The sequence below is a fragment of the Rhodococcus sp. NPDC059968 genome, assembly GCF_042738615.1.
GTDB lineage: Bacteria > Actinomycetota > Actinomycetes > Mycobacteriales > Mycobacteriaceae > Rhodococcus_F.
Genome location: NZ_JBHWUE010000161.1, coordinates 1 through 14,815, shown reverse-complemented (window position 1 = coordinate 14,815; position 14,815 = coordinate 1). Strand labels below are relative to the sequence as shown.

Below are 14,815 nucleotides of genomic sequence, written 5' to 3'. Positions count from 1 at the left end.
CCATATATAGGTAATACACTCTCCGGTCGCGTTTGCCCAGCTCAACACGCACGACGCGACACGAAAACTCGGCTACCTAGGAAACTCACGCTAGCTCCGGCGAGGAGACACCCGTGTGCAGCAGGATCGGCGCCACCACCACCCCCGTGGTCGCCAGGTCGGTGACCAGCGGATGGGTGAACGGCCGGGCAGCACTGGCCATCTCGGCGCTTCCGCCGGTACGGCCGAAGATCGTCTGGTACAACGACAGGGGCCAGCGATCGTGGACGTACGCGTAGGTGATCGGATGGCCCGAGGTGGCGAGCAGTTCCGCGGCTACGTCCGCGACGCCGTCGATCGAGGCCCGCCACAGCCTGGTCGAACCGAGTGGCCAGGGTTCCACGAGCGTCGCGACAACGCCGCGCGGCAGGATGATCCGCGTTCCCGCCGCGACCGTGTCGAGAGCGCCGGAGACCGGTCCCGGCGCTCGCACCTCGACCGCCCAGTCGCCGTCCTCGAGGTCGGTGGAGAAGTGCACGACAACAGGTCCCACCGCGTCGACGGTCCCGTCGACCGCCGCGGCCAACGTCGACGACGCGTTCACCACCACCACATCGCCCGGCCGGAGGAAGCGCGGTAGGTCGTGAAATCTGGTGTGCTCCAACCTACCCCGATCGGAGACCAGCAGCCGCACCGAGTCGCGCAGAAGCCCCCGGCTCTCCGGTGGACCGCTCGCCTCCAATCGTTGAGGCAGCACGAACCGGAACTCGGCCGCGGAGGCGACGCGCGCGCGGGTCACGACGACACCTCCGTGTTCGCTGCGACCGCGAAGTCCGACGCGCGATACCGACCGCTGGGTGGTCTCGTATCGAGTAAATGCAGCAGCGCCGGCACCACTGTCTCCGGATCGGGCCGATCCGAAATGTCCTCGCCGGGGAACGCCGCCTGGTGCATCTCGGTGCGCATGTCGCCGGGATCGAAGGCATAGACCGCAAGGCCGGGCTCCTCGACCGCCAGCACCGCGGTGGCGTGGTCGAGCGCCGCCTTCGCGGCCCCGTAACCGCCCCAGCCCGCATAGGCCTCGACCGCGGCATCCGACGAAATGTTGATCACGGTCCCGCCCGCGTCCCGCACCTGCTCGATCAGCGCGGCGATCAATGCGAGTGGGGCGAGCACATCGGTTGCGAAGACCTGCGCCAATGCGTTCTCCGGATACCGGGCGAGGGGAGGCATCGGGCTGGGTCCGAGCGCGCTGGCGTTGTTGAGCAACAGGTCCAGTCGCCCCCGCGCGGCGATCTCCTCGGCGATGCGCTCGCGCTGCCGCGGATCGGTTACGTCACCGGAGAGCGCGGTGATGGTGTGTGCCCGCGCGGCAACCCGGTCGAGCGGTTCGACCCGCCTGCCGGTGATGATCACCTCCCAGCCGCGCTCCGCGAGCGCGAGTGCGCTCGCCCGTCCCAGCCCTGCCGATCCTCCAGTGATCAGCGCCGTTGTGGTGCCGTTCATCGCAGACTCCTTGCTTCCAGTGACATCTGCGACCATCGTGAAACCTAAAGTCCACTTCATGTCAAGGGCGGGAGGTGTCAGCCTGCCGCCCGGCCGGTTCGCGCGGCGCACACACGGGGGTGGGATTTCAGGATGAAGCGGACGATAATTGGGTCCCTATCGTGAGACGAATCGAGGGTGACATCGCATGAACACATTCGCAGTGCGACCGGCGCTCGCGGCGGCCGCCGCGCTCGCCATTTTCGCAACACCCGGTGTTGCGGCCGCGGCACCGAACCTGCACGGGGATTCGACAACGCCGGGCACACAGGTTCAGGTCGAGAGCGATCCGGGCGACTCGAACAGCTACACCTGCGGGGCAGTCGGCGTCGCGGGAGCCGGAGTCGGGTCGAATTCCTCCGGTGGCGCCGGTCAGGTCAACGGCGCGTACTTCGGCCCCGGCCCCGTCCAAGGCGGCTGCGTCGGCAGTGACGGGTCGGTCTACTTCCCGACTGGCAACGCCGAATGACGCCACCCCCGAGCAAAATACCGACGTTTCACCGGGCCGACCCGCCCGCAGGCTAAATCCGCGTGATGGTCGCGAACCAGGCGGGTGCGCCGTCGTCGTGGAATCTCGTCTCGATCCGGTCCGATTCGATGGCGGCGACCTTCCATCCATCGCTAGGGTCGAACGCCGCTCTCAACTCCTCCCGGCTGACGGGGTGCGGGCCGGTATCGGGGCCATCGTCGCTGAAGCACAACACATACACGGTTCCGCCGTGTTCGGTCACCGACGCCAAACTTGCCACATAGCGTGGTCGCTCGGCGGCGTCGAACGTGTGGAACAGTCCGCAGTCCAGGACGGTTTCGAACCGGCGCCCGGTGTGTTCCAACTGGAACGCGTCGGCCACCGCGAACTCGACCTCGATCCGACGGTCGTCGGCCTTCTCCCGGGCGATCGCCAGTGCCGTCTCAGCCACGTCGACGCCCAGAACCTGCAATCCCAGCGAGGCGACGTGAAGAGCGTTCTCGCCGGTCCCGCATCCCGCGTCGAGCACCGTTCCGGCGAATCCGCCTTCGGATGCCACCCGCACGATCGCCGGCTGCGGCCGGCCGACATCCCAAGGCGCAGGGCCCTCGTGGTACGACGCATCCCACGGCCGTCCCGTCATCCGTTCGTGACTGGTCGGGTGCCGACCACCGAACGGATCGTCGGCGAGGGGTCCTGATCGCTCCGACAACTACGTCGCCTCCCTGCAACTGATCGCGGCAACTGATCGCGCCACCTCATCTTGGCACGGCACTGCGCGGTTCTCGACCTCGACACCGCGAATGCCTGCTCCACAGACACGGGATAGATTGTTCGAATGTCTTAACATACAATCGCAGGCATGAGCGTAAGAATCGGAATTGTCGGGTACGGGCTGGGCGGCCGGTACTTCCACGCGCCGTTCGTCGACGCGGCTGCAGGAATCACGCTGGGCGGCATCGTGACCCGCTCCGCCTCCCGTATCGCCCAGGCTGCCGCGGACTTCCCTGGAGTACCGGTGTTCTCGAGCCTCGGCGAGCTCATCGACTCCGGCGTCGATGCGGTCACCATCACCACCCCACCGCAGACGCGGCGCGAGCTCGTACTCGAGGCGATCGGCCGGGGTGTGCACGTGGTCGCGGACAAGCCTTTCGCGCCGGATGTCGAGACGGCCCGCGAGTTGATCGCGGCCGCCGACGACGCCGGCGTGCTGCTCAGCGTTTTCCACAACCGCCGATACGACGCCGACATCCGCACGCTGAAGTCGGTGTTGCCGCGACTCGGCGACATCTGGCGGGTCGAATCCCATTTCGACCTCGACGGTGCCGACACGCTCGAAGCCGGCCCGACCGGCGGGTTGCTGCGAGACATCGGCGCGCACGTCGTCGACCAGATGCTGTGGTTGTTCGGGCCGGCAAAGAGGGTCGACGCCCACCTCGATTACGTCGACCGCGCGGAGGGGCGCACTGACGCCGGCTTCGTCGTCAACATCGCTCACCGCAGTGGGGTCTATTCGAGTGTGTCATCGAGCAAGGTCAACCACCTCGAGGGACGGCGGCTGCGCGCGTTCGGCAGCGTGGGCAGCTATGTGGCCGACGGTACGGACGTGCAGGCACAGGCTCTCTTCGCGGGGGTGCGGCCCGTCGACGATCCCACCGGGTGGGGTTACGAACGACAGGAACGGTGGGGCGTCCTCCACACGGCGGACGGCGCGGAAAAGGTTCCCTCGCAACGGGGTGCATATCAGGACTACTACACGGAATTCGCGGCCGCAGTTGCCGGCACCGGCGAACAGCCGGTGCCGGCCCGCACCGCGCTCGGCACCATCGTGGTGTTGGCAGCGGCGCGTGAGGCCGCGGAGAGCGGCAGCACGGTCGTCGTGCAGTCCGTCGACTGACCGGGCCGACTACGGCGGCGCGTGCGTCGGTTCGGGGCTCAGAACGCGGACTCGAGAAATTCGGCGACAGCCTTGTTGAACGAATGTGGTCGTTCCATGTTCGTCGCGTGGCCTGCGCGCGCGACGACGGTCGACGCTCCGTTCGGTGCGAGTGCAGCAGCCGCTGCGGCGTGTGCTGATGGCCAAAACTCGCTGTCGGAGCCGGCAACGAAGAGCACGGGAAGATCGCTCGAACGGATCGTCGAACGCCAGTCGCGCTGTGCATGATCGTTGAGCAGGGCGAGTTCCGGTGGCGACAGGCATGGTGGCCGCCTGCGGTCACTGCGACGGTAGTGCGGCCTCGGGAATCCATCCATGGGTAAATTCTCCACTACGGGACGGTTTCACTGTGAAACCGAAATTCCTGGGCTGTCGGGTGTAACGTTCCGGGCCCTCGCAGACACCATTCGAGTAGCTGTGGACGTTGGGCCCACGCATTCGAACAGGACACACGAAATGCACACCTCACTTCCCCACTCCGAGACTTCACACGTGGCGAATCCTTCAGCCGCAGTGAATCATCTCCCTCGAACCCCCCTGCACAACCGGTTCGCCACGGCCGCCGTCGCCGCCGCGCTCGCCGTCTTCCCTCTCGGAGCCGCCACCGCCATCGCGACAGCGGCCTAACACCCCGTCACGACAATCGCCGCACCCACCATCCCCGGCGACCGCGGTGACAACGGTGACGGCCCCCGCCACGACCGACAACGCGACCAACGGCAAGAACGCAGGGACCAGAGCATGACGCTCGACGAACTCCTCGTCGGATGGAACAGTAGCCAGATTCACCAGATGTGACGACGCTTGACCGAGGACGACGCCGATATTCGTCGTCCTCGGTCCCGCATACCGTTCTCGTATCAGCGTGGGGTGGACTCCGCTCGTCGCTCATAGCGCAAGCGAGCCAGCGTGTGCGCCCTGCGCAGCAACCCGCGAGCGACTTCGCCGGTGCGTGCGCCAGGGTCGATGACCGCCAGCCAGGCCAGGGAGCCATAGACGGGATGCGCGATGACGGTGTCGGGCGCACCGGCGTCGACGCCGGCGACGCCCTGTTCTCGCGGTGCGCGGCCGGTTGCCTCGATGTACGCCTCCTTCCCGGCATGGATGTTCACCCGGAACGCACCTTCGCGGTCCAGACCCGAGCTTTTGTCGCCAGGGTAGTTCTTGGTGACGATCGTGGCGAAGGGCTGGGTTCTCTCGGGAACGATTCGATCAGGTGAGTAGTAGAAGAAGGTGTCACCCCAGCTGATCTCCGGCGAACCGTCTCCGGGGGCAGGGCTGAGCGTCAGAACGTCGCCGAGGCCTTCGACGAAGTCGATGATGTCGTCCATGGTCATAGCTTCCAGCGTTTCATTAAAGTCCAAGTGGAGACCTCGAAGAGCAAACGTAGGAGAAAAACGGTGCCAAGTCTCCACTCGCGTAATCTGCGGACCGTCGATGTCGCCAGGCGTGCCGGGTGCTCCGTGCAGCACGTACGCAACCTCGAACGCGACGGGGTGCTGCCACCCGCGATCCGCACAGCCACCGGCTACCGGATGTACACCGACGTGCATGTGCAGTCCGCGCTCGCCTACCGGGAACTCGCCATCGGCGCCGGCCCGGTCGAAGCCAAACACATCGTGCGCAGCGTGCACACGTCCGCGGCCGCCACAACGGTCGCCCTCCTCGATGCCGCACACGCCCGACTCCACGCGGAACGAACCGAACTCGCGCTGGCGAAGCAGTCCGCCGATGTGACCTCGACCGAGCCGATCCACGACGTGCAGGCCTCGGACTGGATGAGCGTGAGCGAACTAGGGATCGCCCTCGGCGTCCGCCCCTCCACGTTGCGGCATTGGGACACAGAGGGACTCGTCGTACCGGACCGGGACACACCCACGGGCGCGCGCCGATACTCCCCTACCCAGGTCCGCGACGCTCGCGTCGTGCATCAGCTACGCAGAGCCGGTTACCGCATCGCACCTCTCCGCGCGGTCATGACACAACTCAGGCACACACCCGGCTCGGGTGATATCGGCGCCGCGCTCGCTGCCCGCGACCGGGCGATCACAGCGCGCTCCCGAGCCCTGCTCGACGCAACCGCTGCCCTCACCGTGCTCCTGTCACTCAACGGAGGGGTGGTCAGTGCGCACGCGAAAACACCGCCACCAGAAAGTCGGAATCCTCGGTGAACGGGCGCAGATCCCACGTCGAGAACAGCAGATCCGCCGTCAGGCCGCCTGCCTGAGCGTCCGCGAGAAATTGCGGGAACTCGTAGCCCCGGTCGGCACCGAACCCCACAACCACTCGGCCGGTCGGGCCGAGATGAGCGGCGAATCCCGCCAGCACCGACTCCCGGGTCGACGGCGCCAGGAAAGTCATCACGTTGCCCGCACAGACGATGACCTCGAAATCGGCTGCTACCCCGCGGGCCGGCAGATCCAACTCCGCGAGATCACCGACCAGCCACGTCGGACCGGGGTGATCCTCCTCTGCCACGCCGATGAGCACAGGATCCACATCGACACCCACCACGACATGACCGGCATCGTGCAAATAGCCACCGAGACGGCCCGGTCCGCATCCCGCGTCGAGGACCCGGCCGCCGCGGCCGAGCATCGCATCGACCAGGCGCGCCTCCCCCACGATGTCCTTGCCCTGCGCCGCCATCGCGCGGAACCGCTCGACGTACCACATCGAGCGCCCCGGGTCCGCCGATGTGATCTCCTCCCATTGGCTGGGGATGCGCTCCTTCGGTGTACGTGCACTCATTACCGATTCCTCCTCGATCCGGGCCGCTCGGCGAGCCACTGCCACCGTATGCGACACCACCTCGGCACCGACCCGCAGCCCAACGGTATTGCGCCGACGCGACAGTCTCGATCAGCGGGATCCCGGGGCCGACGCGGCCGGTCCTCCGAGGAAGATCGAGCCATGCCCGAGTCCGTTCCCGACCGCGTCCAGATCACCGACCGCCTGCACGTCGTTGCCGTCCTGCTCGACACGAAGGACTGGCCGGGGTTCGCGGCGACGCTCACCGAAGATGTCGTGGCCTACGGGCGAACCGGGCCGGCGGACGTGGTCGTCCGCGTCCGCTCCCACCTCGACGTCTGCGGCGCCACCCAACACCTGCTCGGCAACATTCGCATCGACGTCGACGGTGAGGCGGCGCGCACTCGGTCCTACTTCCGGGCATTTCACGTCGGCCTCGGCGACCGCGCCGGCGCGACGTACGAATGCCTCGGCGAGTACCTGGACGAGTGGCGACGCGGACCGTCGGGCTGGTTGCTGGCGGGGCGGGTGATCGACGTCCGGGCCGAAATCGGCGACCGCGGTGTCATCGCGCCCCTGAGCTGAACCTCGCCGACGGCTCAGGTGTGGTCCCCGCACACCGCGGATGCCGGGTCCGGTGCGCAGATCTGCTGCCACGTGTAGAAGCCGGAGTTGACCACGACGTTGAGGTTGTCCTTCGTGATGTTCTGCACGGGCAGGAACACCGTCGGCACGGCCATGTACTGATTGTCGATCGTGCCGTTGATCATCTCCTCCGGAATGCCTTCGCCGTGCAGGATCGACGTGGTCAGCTGCGCGGCGACCTTCGCCTGGTCGGACAGATTCTTGAAGATCGTGTTGTCGAGAGCGCCCTGTGCGATCAGTTGCAGCGCAGCGAGATTGGCGTCCTGTCCCCCGGTGACCGGGATCCGCCCGGCGAGCCCGCGGCCGGCCAGTGCCGCGACGATTCCGCCTCCCAGGTCGTCGTTCATGGTGACGAACAGCGCGATGTCGTTGTTCTCACGGGTCAGGCATTCCTCGGCGAATGCCTGACCTTCGGCCGGATCCCAGTCGTCGATCGCGGTCTCGCAGACGACACGGATCTTGCCGCTGTCGGCGAGCGGCTGCAGATATTCGTCCTGACCGACCCGAAATTGACGGGTTCCGTATTCGCCGAGGTTTCCCTCCACCCGGGCGATCTTCACACCGTCGCCGGGCATCGCGGCGATCAGATCCGCGGCGCGGCTCCCCTGCCGTCTGCCGACCTCGAGTGGATCGAAGATCACCTGAACGTCCGCCGGTCCACCGACCGCGTCGTGGTCGTAGAGCACCACGGGAACGTTTGCCTCGGCGGCAGCGGTCAAGGCTCCACCCGAGAATCTCGCGTCCGTGGAGATCAGCACGAGCACGGACGCACCCTCCGCGATCGCCGACTCGACCTGGCTCTGCTGACGTGCGGGATCGCCCTCGGCGTTGCGGACGGTGACCGTCGCCTCCGGCGCGAACAGCTCGAGGAAGTCGGTGAACAAGGGTTCGTCTCGCTCCACGAATCGGGTGGTCGTCGTGTTCGGCAAGAGAAAGAAGACCTTCTCCGCTGCGTCGTCGCCCCGCGGCGCGGGGGCCGCGCAGGCCCCGAGCACTACCGCTGCGACCGAGGCCGCGACGCAGAGCGCTCGCACCCTTGTCTTCATGAGCCTGCCTTCATGAGCCGAGGACCTCCAGCCTGATCGTGCCCAGTCTGGAGGTACCCACGGGCGAGGCCCGCTACTCGTGTGCGTCGATGCTTTCGGTGTTTTCCGACCGTGATCGGCGCACACTGAGTGCAGGGATGAGGAGGAGAGGGTGTTCCACCAGGACCACGGCGCCGTATCCAGCGGAGATCGTGATACTTCGCCGGCCGACGAGCATCTTCTGAACGAATCCCTGCTCGTCGAACCCGAGGTCCGCCGTCGCCCCTGGCGCGAATTCCTCGCGTCGACGCCCGGACGCCTGTCCCTCCTCGCCGCCGTCCTCGTCGCGGTGGCGCTGACGGCCGGTCTCGTGACGTCTGCCGTCGTCGCCGCGCGGCAACAGCGCATGGAAACCCTTCGCGCCCACACCGAACCGCTGGCGGACGCCGCGCAGAATCTGTTCAGCTCGTTGTCGATCGCCGATGCGGCAGCGACGTCGTCGTTCATCGCGGGTGCCATCGAGCCGCTGGCGGTGCGCGACCGGTACAACCAGGCGATCGGCGACGCGTCGAATGCACTCGTCACCGCGTCGTACGGCGTCACCTCCGGCGACGTGGAATCGCTGCGACTGCTCACCGAGATGTCGCGGCACGTCGCCGTGTACACGGACCTGGTGGCGACGGCACGGTCCAACGACTCTGCGGGAAATCCGGTCGGGGTGGCGTATCTCGGAACCGCTTCAGCTCTGATGCAGGACACCATCCTGCCCTTGGCCGAACGCCTCTACAACGACCAGGCCCGCGCCGTCGCCGACACGCAGTCCCACACTGCCCGACTGCCCGCCACCGCCATAGTGGTCGCGTCTGCCGGGGTCGTCGTGCTCGCCGTCGCGCACGCGTACGTGGCGCATCGAAGCCGCCGCCGGGTCAATCCCGGCCTCGCGTGCGCGACGGTCCTGCTGGCTGCTCTCGTCGTATGGATCGTGGTCGCCGGGCTGTTGTCGACGTCGGCGAGCGAACGCGCACGGATCGACGGCGCCGAACCCCTCGCGGCGGTCACGAAGGCGAGGATCCTCGCCCAGCAGGCCCGCGCCGACGAGACGCTCGGACTGCTCCGGCCGGGTTTCGATCCGGCGGGGAGCGACTACGCCCGGCACACGGACGCACTGACCGCGATTCTGAATTCGGACGCGTCGCGGAACACCGTCGTCGCACCGACGATCGACGATGCGTCCGCCGCGTTCGACGGATGGCTGAGCGCGCACCGGGATCTGCAGCAGAAGCTCGCAGACGGCGACTACCAGGGTGCGGCGGACGTCGCCGTCGGTCCGGGATCGACGGCATCGACGGCCCAGTTCCGGGCCCTCGACGAATCGCTCGAAGACGCGATCACCGCTCTGCGCACCGAGGAACTCGACGCGATGCGGGAGTCGTACCGCACGATGGTGGCGCTCGCCGTGGGCGGCATCGTGCTCGCCGTTTCCGCAGCGCTCGCCGTCGTCGCGGGGATCGAGCCCAGAGTGAGTGAGTACCACTGATGGTGCGACGACACCCGCAACGGCGACCGCGCTCCGCCCGGCTGCTCGGCAGCCTCGCGTTCGGAGCTGTCCTGCTTGCCGGCTGCGGCGCCCCCGATGCACCCACCCCGAGATTCTCCGGGGATTTCACGGAGTTCCCCCTGTCGGCAGGCGCCCAGCTCATCGCACCATCCGAAGCGCCGCCACCGGCCACGGAGCCGTCGGCATGTGCAGCACAGGCCAGCCTCCGTCCGGGGACTCCGAGCCTCGGCGGCACTCTCGGCGATATCCGTGCCCGCGGCACGGTAGTCGTCGCGGTCGACCAGAACACCAACCTGTTCAGTTTCCGTGACCCGACCACCGGCACCCTCACCGGATTCGGTGTCGACCTCGCGCGGGAGGTCGCACGTGATCTGCTCGGCGATCCCGCCAAGGTCGAGTTCCGGCCGCTCGGAAACGATGACGGCGCCGAGATGCTCGCCCACGGCGACGCGGACATGGTCGTGCGTCCGGTGGCCCTCCCCTGTGACGGTCCCCAGGACTTGGCGTTCTCCACGGTGTATCTCGAGGCGTCCCGCCGGCTCGTGGTCCGGGACGGGTCGGGTATCTCCGGTCCGGCCGACCTTGCCCGGCGACGAGTCTGCACCCACCACGACCCGGCGTCGGTGGCGGCGCTGTCGCGTATCGCCCCCAAAGCCACGATCCTCGCAGTACCCGACTGGGACGACTGCCTCATGGCCATCCAGCAGCGGCAGGTCGACGCGGTCGCAGGCGCCGCGGTCCTCGCCGGCCTCGTCGCCCAGGATCCGAATCTCGAAATCGTCGGTCCCGAAACCGATTCCGCCCAGTACGGCATCGCCCTCGCTCCCGGAAACGACGACCTCGTCCGGTTCGTCAACGGCACATTGGAACGGCTGCGCACAGACGGAACCTGGACTGCCCTCTACGATCGGTGGCTGTCGTCGCTCGGCCCGGCACCCGGACCGCCGGCCCCGGAGTACCGGGACTGACGGACCCGGCCCTCCCCCCACGGAAAGGCCTCCTCGCGCTCAGATGGGCGCCCATGGGTCGTCCGGCGAGCGACGCCATTCAGTTGGGGCTTCGTCGGCGGTGACGAAGTCGATCGAGTCCGTAGGCCATCGTCAATCGCCGCCCAATTCAGCTCGGATCGTCGTCAGCAACGGTCTTGGGAAGGCCGGTCCCCTTCGGGTCGAGCAGGGCGGAGGTGCGGGAACCCCATCGCTCGTGCGCGGACTGACGGGTCATCCCGGCGGCCTTGCCGATGGTTGCCCACGTCGCTCCCTGAAAGCGCAGGCCTAGAACGGTTTCGATGCCGTCCAGCCCGGCGGCGAGCTGTATGCGAAGACTCAGTAGATGCCAGGCCAGGGTGCGCTGGTCGGGAATGTCCGTGCCCTGCTCGGCGTCCCATTCCGCCGTGCCAGGAAGCGGCCCGGTGCCGATGATTTCGTCGGCGTGACGGCTTGCCTCGGCGGCCGCCGCCGTTATCACCGCGCGCGCAGCGGCGTCGATATCCGCACTGACGGCGCGTTCGACAAGTTCCATGCCAACCTCCCATATGTCAGGGATAGCCTGACAGGCGTTGACCGGAACGTCAAGGACTACCTGACACGAAGTGGGACACGCGACCGGACCTGACGTTGATATGGCTGCCTGCCGGGGCCAACACTTCCTCGCCGCGACGGGAGGACGCGCCCCCGGGTGCTCAGATCGATCTACTCGACAACCGAGAACAGATGGTCCTCAGCATCAAACTTGACGCGCCGAGCAGCGGCCTGGGGCTGGACGACTAGGCCCATCGCCGAACACGGCTACGGCAGCACTCAGGCCGCGCGGTTCCTGCTCCTCGCGAATCCGAACGATTTCGAAATCGCCGGCATCACGTCCTGGCGCGCCGGTATCGAGTTCGCGAGTGGCAAGGTGCCCAAGTTCGACTTCATCCCGACGTCCAACGCCCCGGCACGAATCACCAACGAGCGCATTGAGGGCGCGGTCCTACCCGCAACGGCTTGGACGTCACAGGCTCGCACGGCAAGGCGCTGCGCATCGAGTCGTACGTCGTTCGGGACCGGCGCGGTCCAGCAGAGGCAAGGTCGGCACGGACGGCATCGGCGATCTTCTCTTCGGCCGTCGGCGCGGGTTTGTCGGAAATATCTGCCTTCTACGGTTCGAATACCAGCAGCGGTTTGCCCCCGTGTGCGGGAGCTTCGGCCAAATACACGGCTTCGCTGAACTTTTCGACGGGGATCGACTGGCCCTCGGGCACGCGCAGCGCTCCGCTGTCGGCGAGCTGAAGTGTCCGGTCGATCGCTGCGGCCATCCGATCCTTCGGGGTCTCGGTGAACCAGCGGAACAGCCAGAACCCCCGAACGGTCTTGGTTTCGTAGATCAGTGAGCGCGCGGAGATGGGGATGGTGAGTTTGTCGGCATCGGTTTGGCGGTGCGTGGACAGCGCACCGTAGACGACCAGCTCACCGTGCGGTGCCAGCGCACGCGACACGTCCGCACCGACCTGACCGCTGACACAGTCGATCGCCTTGGACACGCCGTCGTGGCCGGCTATGCCGGCAATCCGTTCGCGCAGGTCCTCATCCTCCGTGCAGATCACCGCGGTGCCCCCCAATGCGAGGATGTCCTCGACAGCAGATCGACGGCGGACCACGTTGAGGGTCTTGAAGCCGACGTGCGCTCCGAGTTGGATGACCGACTGGCCCACGGTTGAACCGGCCGCCGTCTGCAGGAGCCATTCACCCGGTCGAACATCGAGTTCATCACCGGTCAAGATCACGGCGGTGAGCGGATTGGCGAGAATCTGGGCGGCCGTGGAATTGCTCATGCCGACGGGAACAGGCAAGATCCGCTCGGCATCGGCAACGACATACTCCTGCCACGTGCCCTTGACTCCGATCGTGATGACACGTTGCCCGACGGTCAGACCGTCTGCGCCGCTACCGAGTTCGTCGATCACACCGACGGATTCGATTCCGGGCACGGTGGGGAACTCCGGGATGAATCCGTATCTGCCGCGGATGGTATGCAGATCGCTGGCATGGACAGGTACAGCTGCCACCCGGATCCGGACCTCGCCGGGACCGGGCGCCGGAATCGGGCGGGTCTGCAGGTGCAGAACCTCGGATGGTTCGCCTAACGTGTCGGCAACGACAGACCGCATGGTTGTCATCTTCCTGACACTCCTTCGATCGGATCCAGATCTCACAGCTGTTCGGTGTGCATAGCGTCGGCCCCGCCCTTGACTGCGAAGATCAGGATCAGCGGGGCCCAATTCCAGCCGCACTAGCCCTAATGCTCCCACCACGGCGGGTTTGTTGGGGTCGAGACAATGACATTCGAACCATCGGAGTGCGACGAAAAAGCTCGCACTTCCGCCGGCTCTCGCGTCGGAAGACGCCGCCGTCCTGTCCGAAGTCACGGACCGCGACAACCCGAACTGGGTCGACGACGAAGTTCTACCCGGCTGCGCGGCACTCGACGGGTACACCGTGATGGCGCTCGGATTTCAAGGCAAGCAATTCCACCCCAGCCGCCTCGTCAGGCCACAGTCGGTGGCTGACGACTGGAATTTTCGGATCATGCCGAATCACCCTGTGGATCCCGCACGGAGCATCGCTGCGAGATGAATGATGTCGGTCGCTGAAATATCCCAGCTGCCCGTTGGCGCGAGATCATCGGTCTGGTGAGGTCCGTGTTCGACGGGCCGGAGAATGAATGCTGTGGCCAGTCCTGTGGCGTGAGCGGCGTCGAGGTCGTCGTTGTGTGCGGCGGCGAGCATGACTTCGCCCGGGTGAAGGCCTAGAAACTGTGCTGTTCGCAGGTACGCCTGGGGATCAGGTTTGTATTTTCGGTTGATGTCGGAGCCGATGATCACGTCCCACGGGATTCCGGCGTTCTTGGCCATGTCGAGCAGTAGTGAGGTATTGCCGTTCGAGAGCGGGCCGACGATGTAGTCGGTCTTGAGTGCCGTAAGACCCGGCACGCTGTCGGGCCAGGGGGTGAGCACATGCCAGGCCCGCGCGAGCTCGTCGAGCTCTCCGTCATCGTGATTCGCGGGGTCGATGCCCGATTCGCGGAGCGAAAAGTCAAGGTTCTCGCGATGCAAGATATCGAGAGTCACGAACTCGCGGGTACCGGAAAGGACGGCGTCCATGGACGGCTGGTAACGGGCGCGCCACCGGTCCGCGAATGCAACTGCGTCCACCTCGAGCTGATGGCGCGCCGCGAAGTCCGCGACAGCGGCGGCGATACCGGTGCGCCAGTCGACAACGGTGCCAAAGGTATCGAACAACACGGCGCGAACATTGCGTCCCGTCGACGGGGACCGGAACGGCACACCACCCATGGGCGTCCTTTCGACTCGAACGTACGACGTGGCACAACAATAGTGCCGTCATGCGAGGCCGTCGGCGAATCTAACGGACGCCCGTGAGTGAACATTCGCTTCAGTACCGGGAGTAGTGCTGTCCACTCACCTGTTCAGCGGCGCAGATGCACTTTCGATCGAGGCTTCGCTCCGAGGTCACGGCACAGAACCGAATCCCGAGCGCATCGTGGGAATCCACGCTGTGTGGGCATGCCGTGCACGACGCCGCCGATTCCAGCGCCGGCGCGGGGCTCGCTGACTCGGACGCGAGGAAATTTGACACATCAGTCGGGTTCGACGCCATGGCGGCGCTCCAGTTCTCGGCCCTTCAACTGCGGGCCGGTGTGGGCGCCGAGGACGACATGGCATGACCGCGCATATTCGAGTAACCCTCGACGTCCACTACGCTACTCCCCCACCGGCCGACCCCTGATTCCAGGACGGAACTGTGCTAAGGGCCTGTGACAAAATAATGTCGCTTTAGCTGATTTCGGGCGTTACCGTTGAGCTATGACGGATGTGGCGGACTCGGTGGCGCGGCGGTATGCCGTGA

The 14,815-nt window shown here is 66.5% G+C and carries 18 protein-coding genes; 7 read left to right on the top strand and 11 right to left on the bottom strand.

The annotated features are described in order from the left end of the window. Positions 1–85: 85 nt before the first annotated feature. On the bottom strand, positions 86–778 hold the full coding sequence (locus tag ACFWAY_RS50505; protein WP_378516065.1) for an S-adenosylmethionine:tRNA ribosyltransferase-isomerase: 693 nt from the start codon (positions 776–778) through the stop codon (positions 86–88). Further along, positions 775–1,485: an SDR family NAD(P)-dependent oxidoreductase gene (locus tag ACFWAY_RS50500; RefSeq protein ID WP_378456906.1), complete on the bottom strand. Its 711-nt coding sequence runs from the start codon at positions 1,483–1,485 to the stop codon at positions 775–777. The genes ACFWAY_RS50505 and ACFWAY_RS50500 overlap by 4 nt, the downstream gene beginning before the upstream one ends. A gap of 187 nt (positions 1,486–1,672) precedes the next feature. Here ACFWAY_RS50500 and ACFWAY_RS50495 point away from each other — a divergent pair, with 187 nt between their 5' ends. Next, positions 1,673–1,993 carry a hypothetical protein gene (locus tag ACFWAY_RS50495; RefSeq protein ID WP_378456905.1) on the top strand — a complete coding sequence of 107 codons (321 nt, stop codon included), beginning with the start codon at positions 1,673–1,675 and terminating at the stop codon, positions 1,991–1,993. Positions 1,994–2,045: 52 nt separating this feature from the next. Here the strand turns inward: ACFWAY_RS50495 and ACFWAY_RS50490 are convergent, their stop codons facing one another. Continuing rightward, positions 2,046–2,705 (bottom strand): class I SAM-dependent methyltransferase, encoded by a 660-nt coding sequence (locus ACFWAY_RS50490; protein WP_378456904.1) that lies wholly within the window; start codon positions 2,703–2,705, stop codon positions 2,046–2,048. Between the two features lie 150 nt (positions 2,706–2,855). Between ACFWAY_RS50490 and ACFWAY_RS50485 the strand changes: the two genes are divergently transcribed. Then, on the top strand, positions 2,856–3,890 hold the full coding sequence (locus ACFWAY_RS50485) for a Gfo/Idh/MocA family oxidoreductase (protein ID WP_378516064.1): 1,035 nt from the start codon (positions 2,856–2,858) through the stop codon (positions 3,888–3,890). Between the two features lie 38 nt (positions 3,891–3,928). On the opposite strand, the gene ACFWAY_RS50480 is transcribed toward ACFWAY_RS50485, so the two are convergent. Beyond that, the gene (locus tag ACFWAY_RS50480) at positions 3,929–4,246 is read right to left on the bottom strand and encodes an alpha/beta fold hydrolase (RefSeq protein ID WP_378516063.1); all 318 of its coding nucleotides are present in this window, start codon (positions 4,244–4,246) and stop codon (positions 3,929–3,931) included. A gap of 175 nt (positions 4,247–4,421) precedes the next feature. Here ACFWAY_RS50480 and ACFWAY_RS50475 point away from each other — a divergent pair, with 175 nt between their 5' ends. Beyond that, the gene (locus ACFWAY_RS50475; RefSeq protein WP_378516062.1) at positions 4,422–4,556 is read left to right on the top strand and encodes a hypothetical protein; all 135 of its coding nucleotides are present in this window, start codon (positions 4,422–4,424) and stop codon (positions 4,554–4,556) included. Between the two features lie 233 nt (positions 4,557–4,789). Here the strand turns inward: ACFWAY_RS50475 and ACFWAY_RS50470 are convergent, their stop codons facing one another. Continuing rightward, complete coding sequence (locus ACFWAY_RS50470; protein ID WP_378456900.1) at positions 4,790–5,266, bottom strand: DUF6194 family protein; 477 nt, start codon at positions 5,264–5,266, stop codon at positions 4,790–4,792. A gap of 63 nt (positions 5,267–5,329) precedes the next feature. On the opposite strand from ACFWAY_RS50470, the gene ACFWAY_RS50465 reads away from it, so the two are divergent. Continuing rightward, a complete protein-coding gene (locus ACFWAY_RS50465) occupies positions 5,330–6,100 on the top strand; it encodes a TioE family transcriptional regulator (protein WP_378516061.1) in 771 nt (256 codons plus the stop codon). Here the strand turns inward: ACFWAY_RS50465 and ACFWAY_RS50460 are convergent. Next, entirely contained in the window at positions 6,051–6,680 is a 630-nt protein-coding gene (locus ACFWAY_RS50460; RefSeq protein WP_378516060.1) for a class I SAM-dependent methyltransferase, read from the bottom strand. The genes ACFWAY_RS50465 and ACFWAY_RS50460 overlap by 50 nt on opposite strands. A gap of 162 nt (positions 6,681–6,842) precedes the next feature. On the opposite strand from ACFWAY_RS50460, the gene ACFWAY_RS50455 reads away from it, so the two are divergent. Continuing rightward, a complete protein-coding gene (locus ACFWAY_RS50455) occupies positions 6,843–7,265 on the top strand; it encodes a nuclear transport factor 2 family protein (protein WP_378456897.1) in 423 nt (140 codons plus the stop codon). A gap of 14 nt (positions 7,266–7,279) precedes the next feature. On the opposite strand, the gene ACFWAY_RS50450 is transcribed toward ACFWAY_RS50455, so the two are convergent. Beyond that, positions 7,280–8,371 carry a substrate-binding domain-containing protein gene (locus tag ACFWAY_RS50450; RefSeq protein ID WP_378456896.1) on the bottom strand — a complete coding sequence of 364 codons (1,092 nt, stop codon included), beginning with the start codon at positions 8,369–8,371 and terminating at the stop codon, positions 7,280–7,282. 151 nt (positions 8,372–8,522) lie between these two features. Here ACFWAY_RS50450 and ACFWAY_RS50445 point away from each other — a divergent pair, with 151 nt between their 5' ends. Together ACFWAY_RS50445 and ACFWAY_RS50440 are read left to right on the top strand one after the other, a co-directional pair. Next, a complete protein-coding gene (locus ACFWAY_RS50445; protein WP_378516059.1) occupies positions 8,523–9,887 on the top strand; it encodes a hypothetical protein in 1,365 nt (454 codons plus the stop codon). Next, positions 9,887–10,876: a glutamate ABC transporter substrate-binding protein gene (locus tag ACFWAY_RS50440; protein ID WP_378456894.1), complete on the top strand. Its 990-nt coding sequence runs from the start codon at positions 9,887–9,889 to the stop codon at positions 10,874–10,876. The genes ACFWAY_RS50445 and ACFWAY_RS50440 overlap by 1 nt, the downstream gene beginning before the upstream one ends. Before the next feature lie 148 nt (positions 10,877–11,024). Here the strand turns inward: ACFWAY_RS50440 and ACFWAY_RS50435 are convergent, their stop codons facing one another. The 4 genes from ACFWAY_RS50435 to ACFWAY_RS50420 all read right to left on the bottom strand — a co-directional run bounded on the left by ACFWAY_RS50435 (position 11,025) and on the right by ACFWAY_RS50420 (position 14,566). Then, the gene (locus ACFWAY_RS50435; RefSeq protein ID WP_378456893.1) at positions 11,025–11,429 is read right to left on the bottom strand and encodes a hypothetical protein; all 405 of its coding nucleotides are present in this window, start codon (positions 11,427–11,429) and stop codon (positions 11,025–11,027) included. A gap of 616 nt (positions 11,430–12,045) precedes the next feature. After that, positions 12,046–13,065, bottom strand: a complete 1,020-nt coding sequence (locus tag ACFWAY_RS50430; protein WP_378456892.1) for a zinc-dependent alcohol dehydrogenase family protein — start codon at positions 13,063–13,065, stop codon at positions 12,046–12,048. A 417-nt stretch (positions 13,066–13,482) separates the two neighbouring features. Next, positions 13,483–14,241 (bottom strand): haloacid dehalogenase type II, encoded by a 759-nt coding sequence (locus ACFWAY_RS50425; RefSeq protein ID WP_378456891.1) that lies wholly within the window; start codon positions 14,239–14,241, stop codon positions 13,483–13,485. Positions 14,242–14,341: 100 nt separating this feature from the next. Continuing rightward, positions 14,342–14,566, bottom strand: a complete 225-nt coding sequence (locus ACFWAY_RS50420; RefSeq protein WP_378456890.1) for an RGCVC family protein — start codon at positions 14,564–14,566, stop codon at positions 14,342–14,344. Positions 14,567–14,815 lie beyond the last annotated feature (249 nt).

Coding starts and splice junctions, on each gene's coding strand:
- ACFWAY_RS50500 (WP_378456906.1), bottom strand. CDS start 1,485: ATGAACGGCACCACAACGGCGCTGATCACTGGAGGATCGGCAGGGCTG.
- ACFWAY_RS50495 (WP_378456905.1), top strand. CDS start 1,673: ATGAACACATTCGCAGTGCGACCGGCGCTCGCGGCGGCCGCCGCGCTC.
- ACFWAY_RS50485 (WP_378516064.1), top strand. CDS start 2,856: ATGAGCGTAAGAATCGGAATTGTCGGGTACGGGCTGGGCGGCCGGTAC.
- ACFWAY_RS50480 (WP_378516063.1), bottom strand. CDS start 4,246: ATGGATGGATTCCCGAGGCCGCACTACCGTCGCAGTGACCGCAGGCGG.
- ACFWAY_RS50470 (WP_378456900.1), bottom strand. CDS start 5,266: ATGACCATGGACGACATCATCGACTTCGTCGAAGGCCTCGGCGACGTT.
- ACFWAY_RS50460 (WP_378516060.1), bottom strand. CDS start 6,680: ATGAGTGCACGTACACCGAAGGAGCGCATCCCCAGCCAATGGGAGGAG.
- ACFWAY_RS50455 (WP_378456897.1), top strand. CDS start 6,843: ATGCCCGAGTCCGTTCCCGACCGCGTCCAGATCACCGACCGCCTGCAC.
- ACFWAY_RS50450 (WP_378456896.1), bottom strand. CDS start 8,371: ATGAAGACAAGGGTGCGAGCGCTCTGCGTCGCGGCCTCGGTCGCAGCG.
- ACFWAY_RS50440 (WP_378456894.1), top strand. CDS start 9,887: ATGGTGCGACGACACCCGCAACGGCGACCGCGCTCCGCCCGGCTGCTC.
- ACFWAY_RS50435 (WP_378456893.1), bottom strand. CDS start 11,429: ATGGAACTTGTCGAACGCGCCGTCAGTGCGGATATCGACGCCGCTGCG.
- ACFWAY_RS50430 (WP_378456892.1), bottom strand. CDS start 13,065: ATGACAACCATGCGGTCTGTCGTTGCCGACACGTTAGGCGAACCATCC.
- ACFWAY_RS50425 (WP_378456891.1), bottom strand. CDS start 14,241: ATGGGTGGTGTGCCGTTCCGGTCCCCGTCGACGGGACGCAATGTTCGC.
- ACFWAY_RS50420 (WP_378456890.1), bottom strand. CDS start 14,566: ATGGCGTCGAACCCGACTGATGTGTCAAATTTCCTCGCGTCCGAGTCA.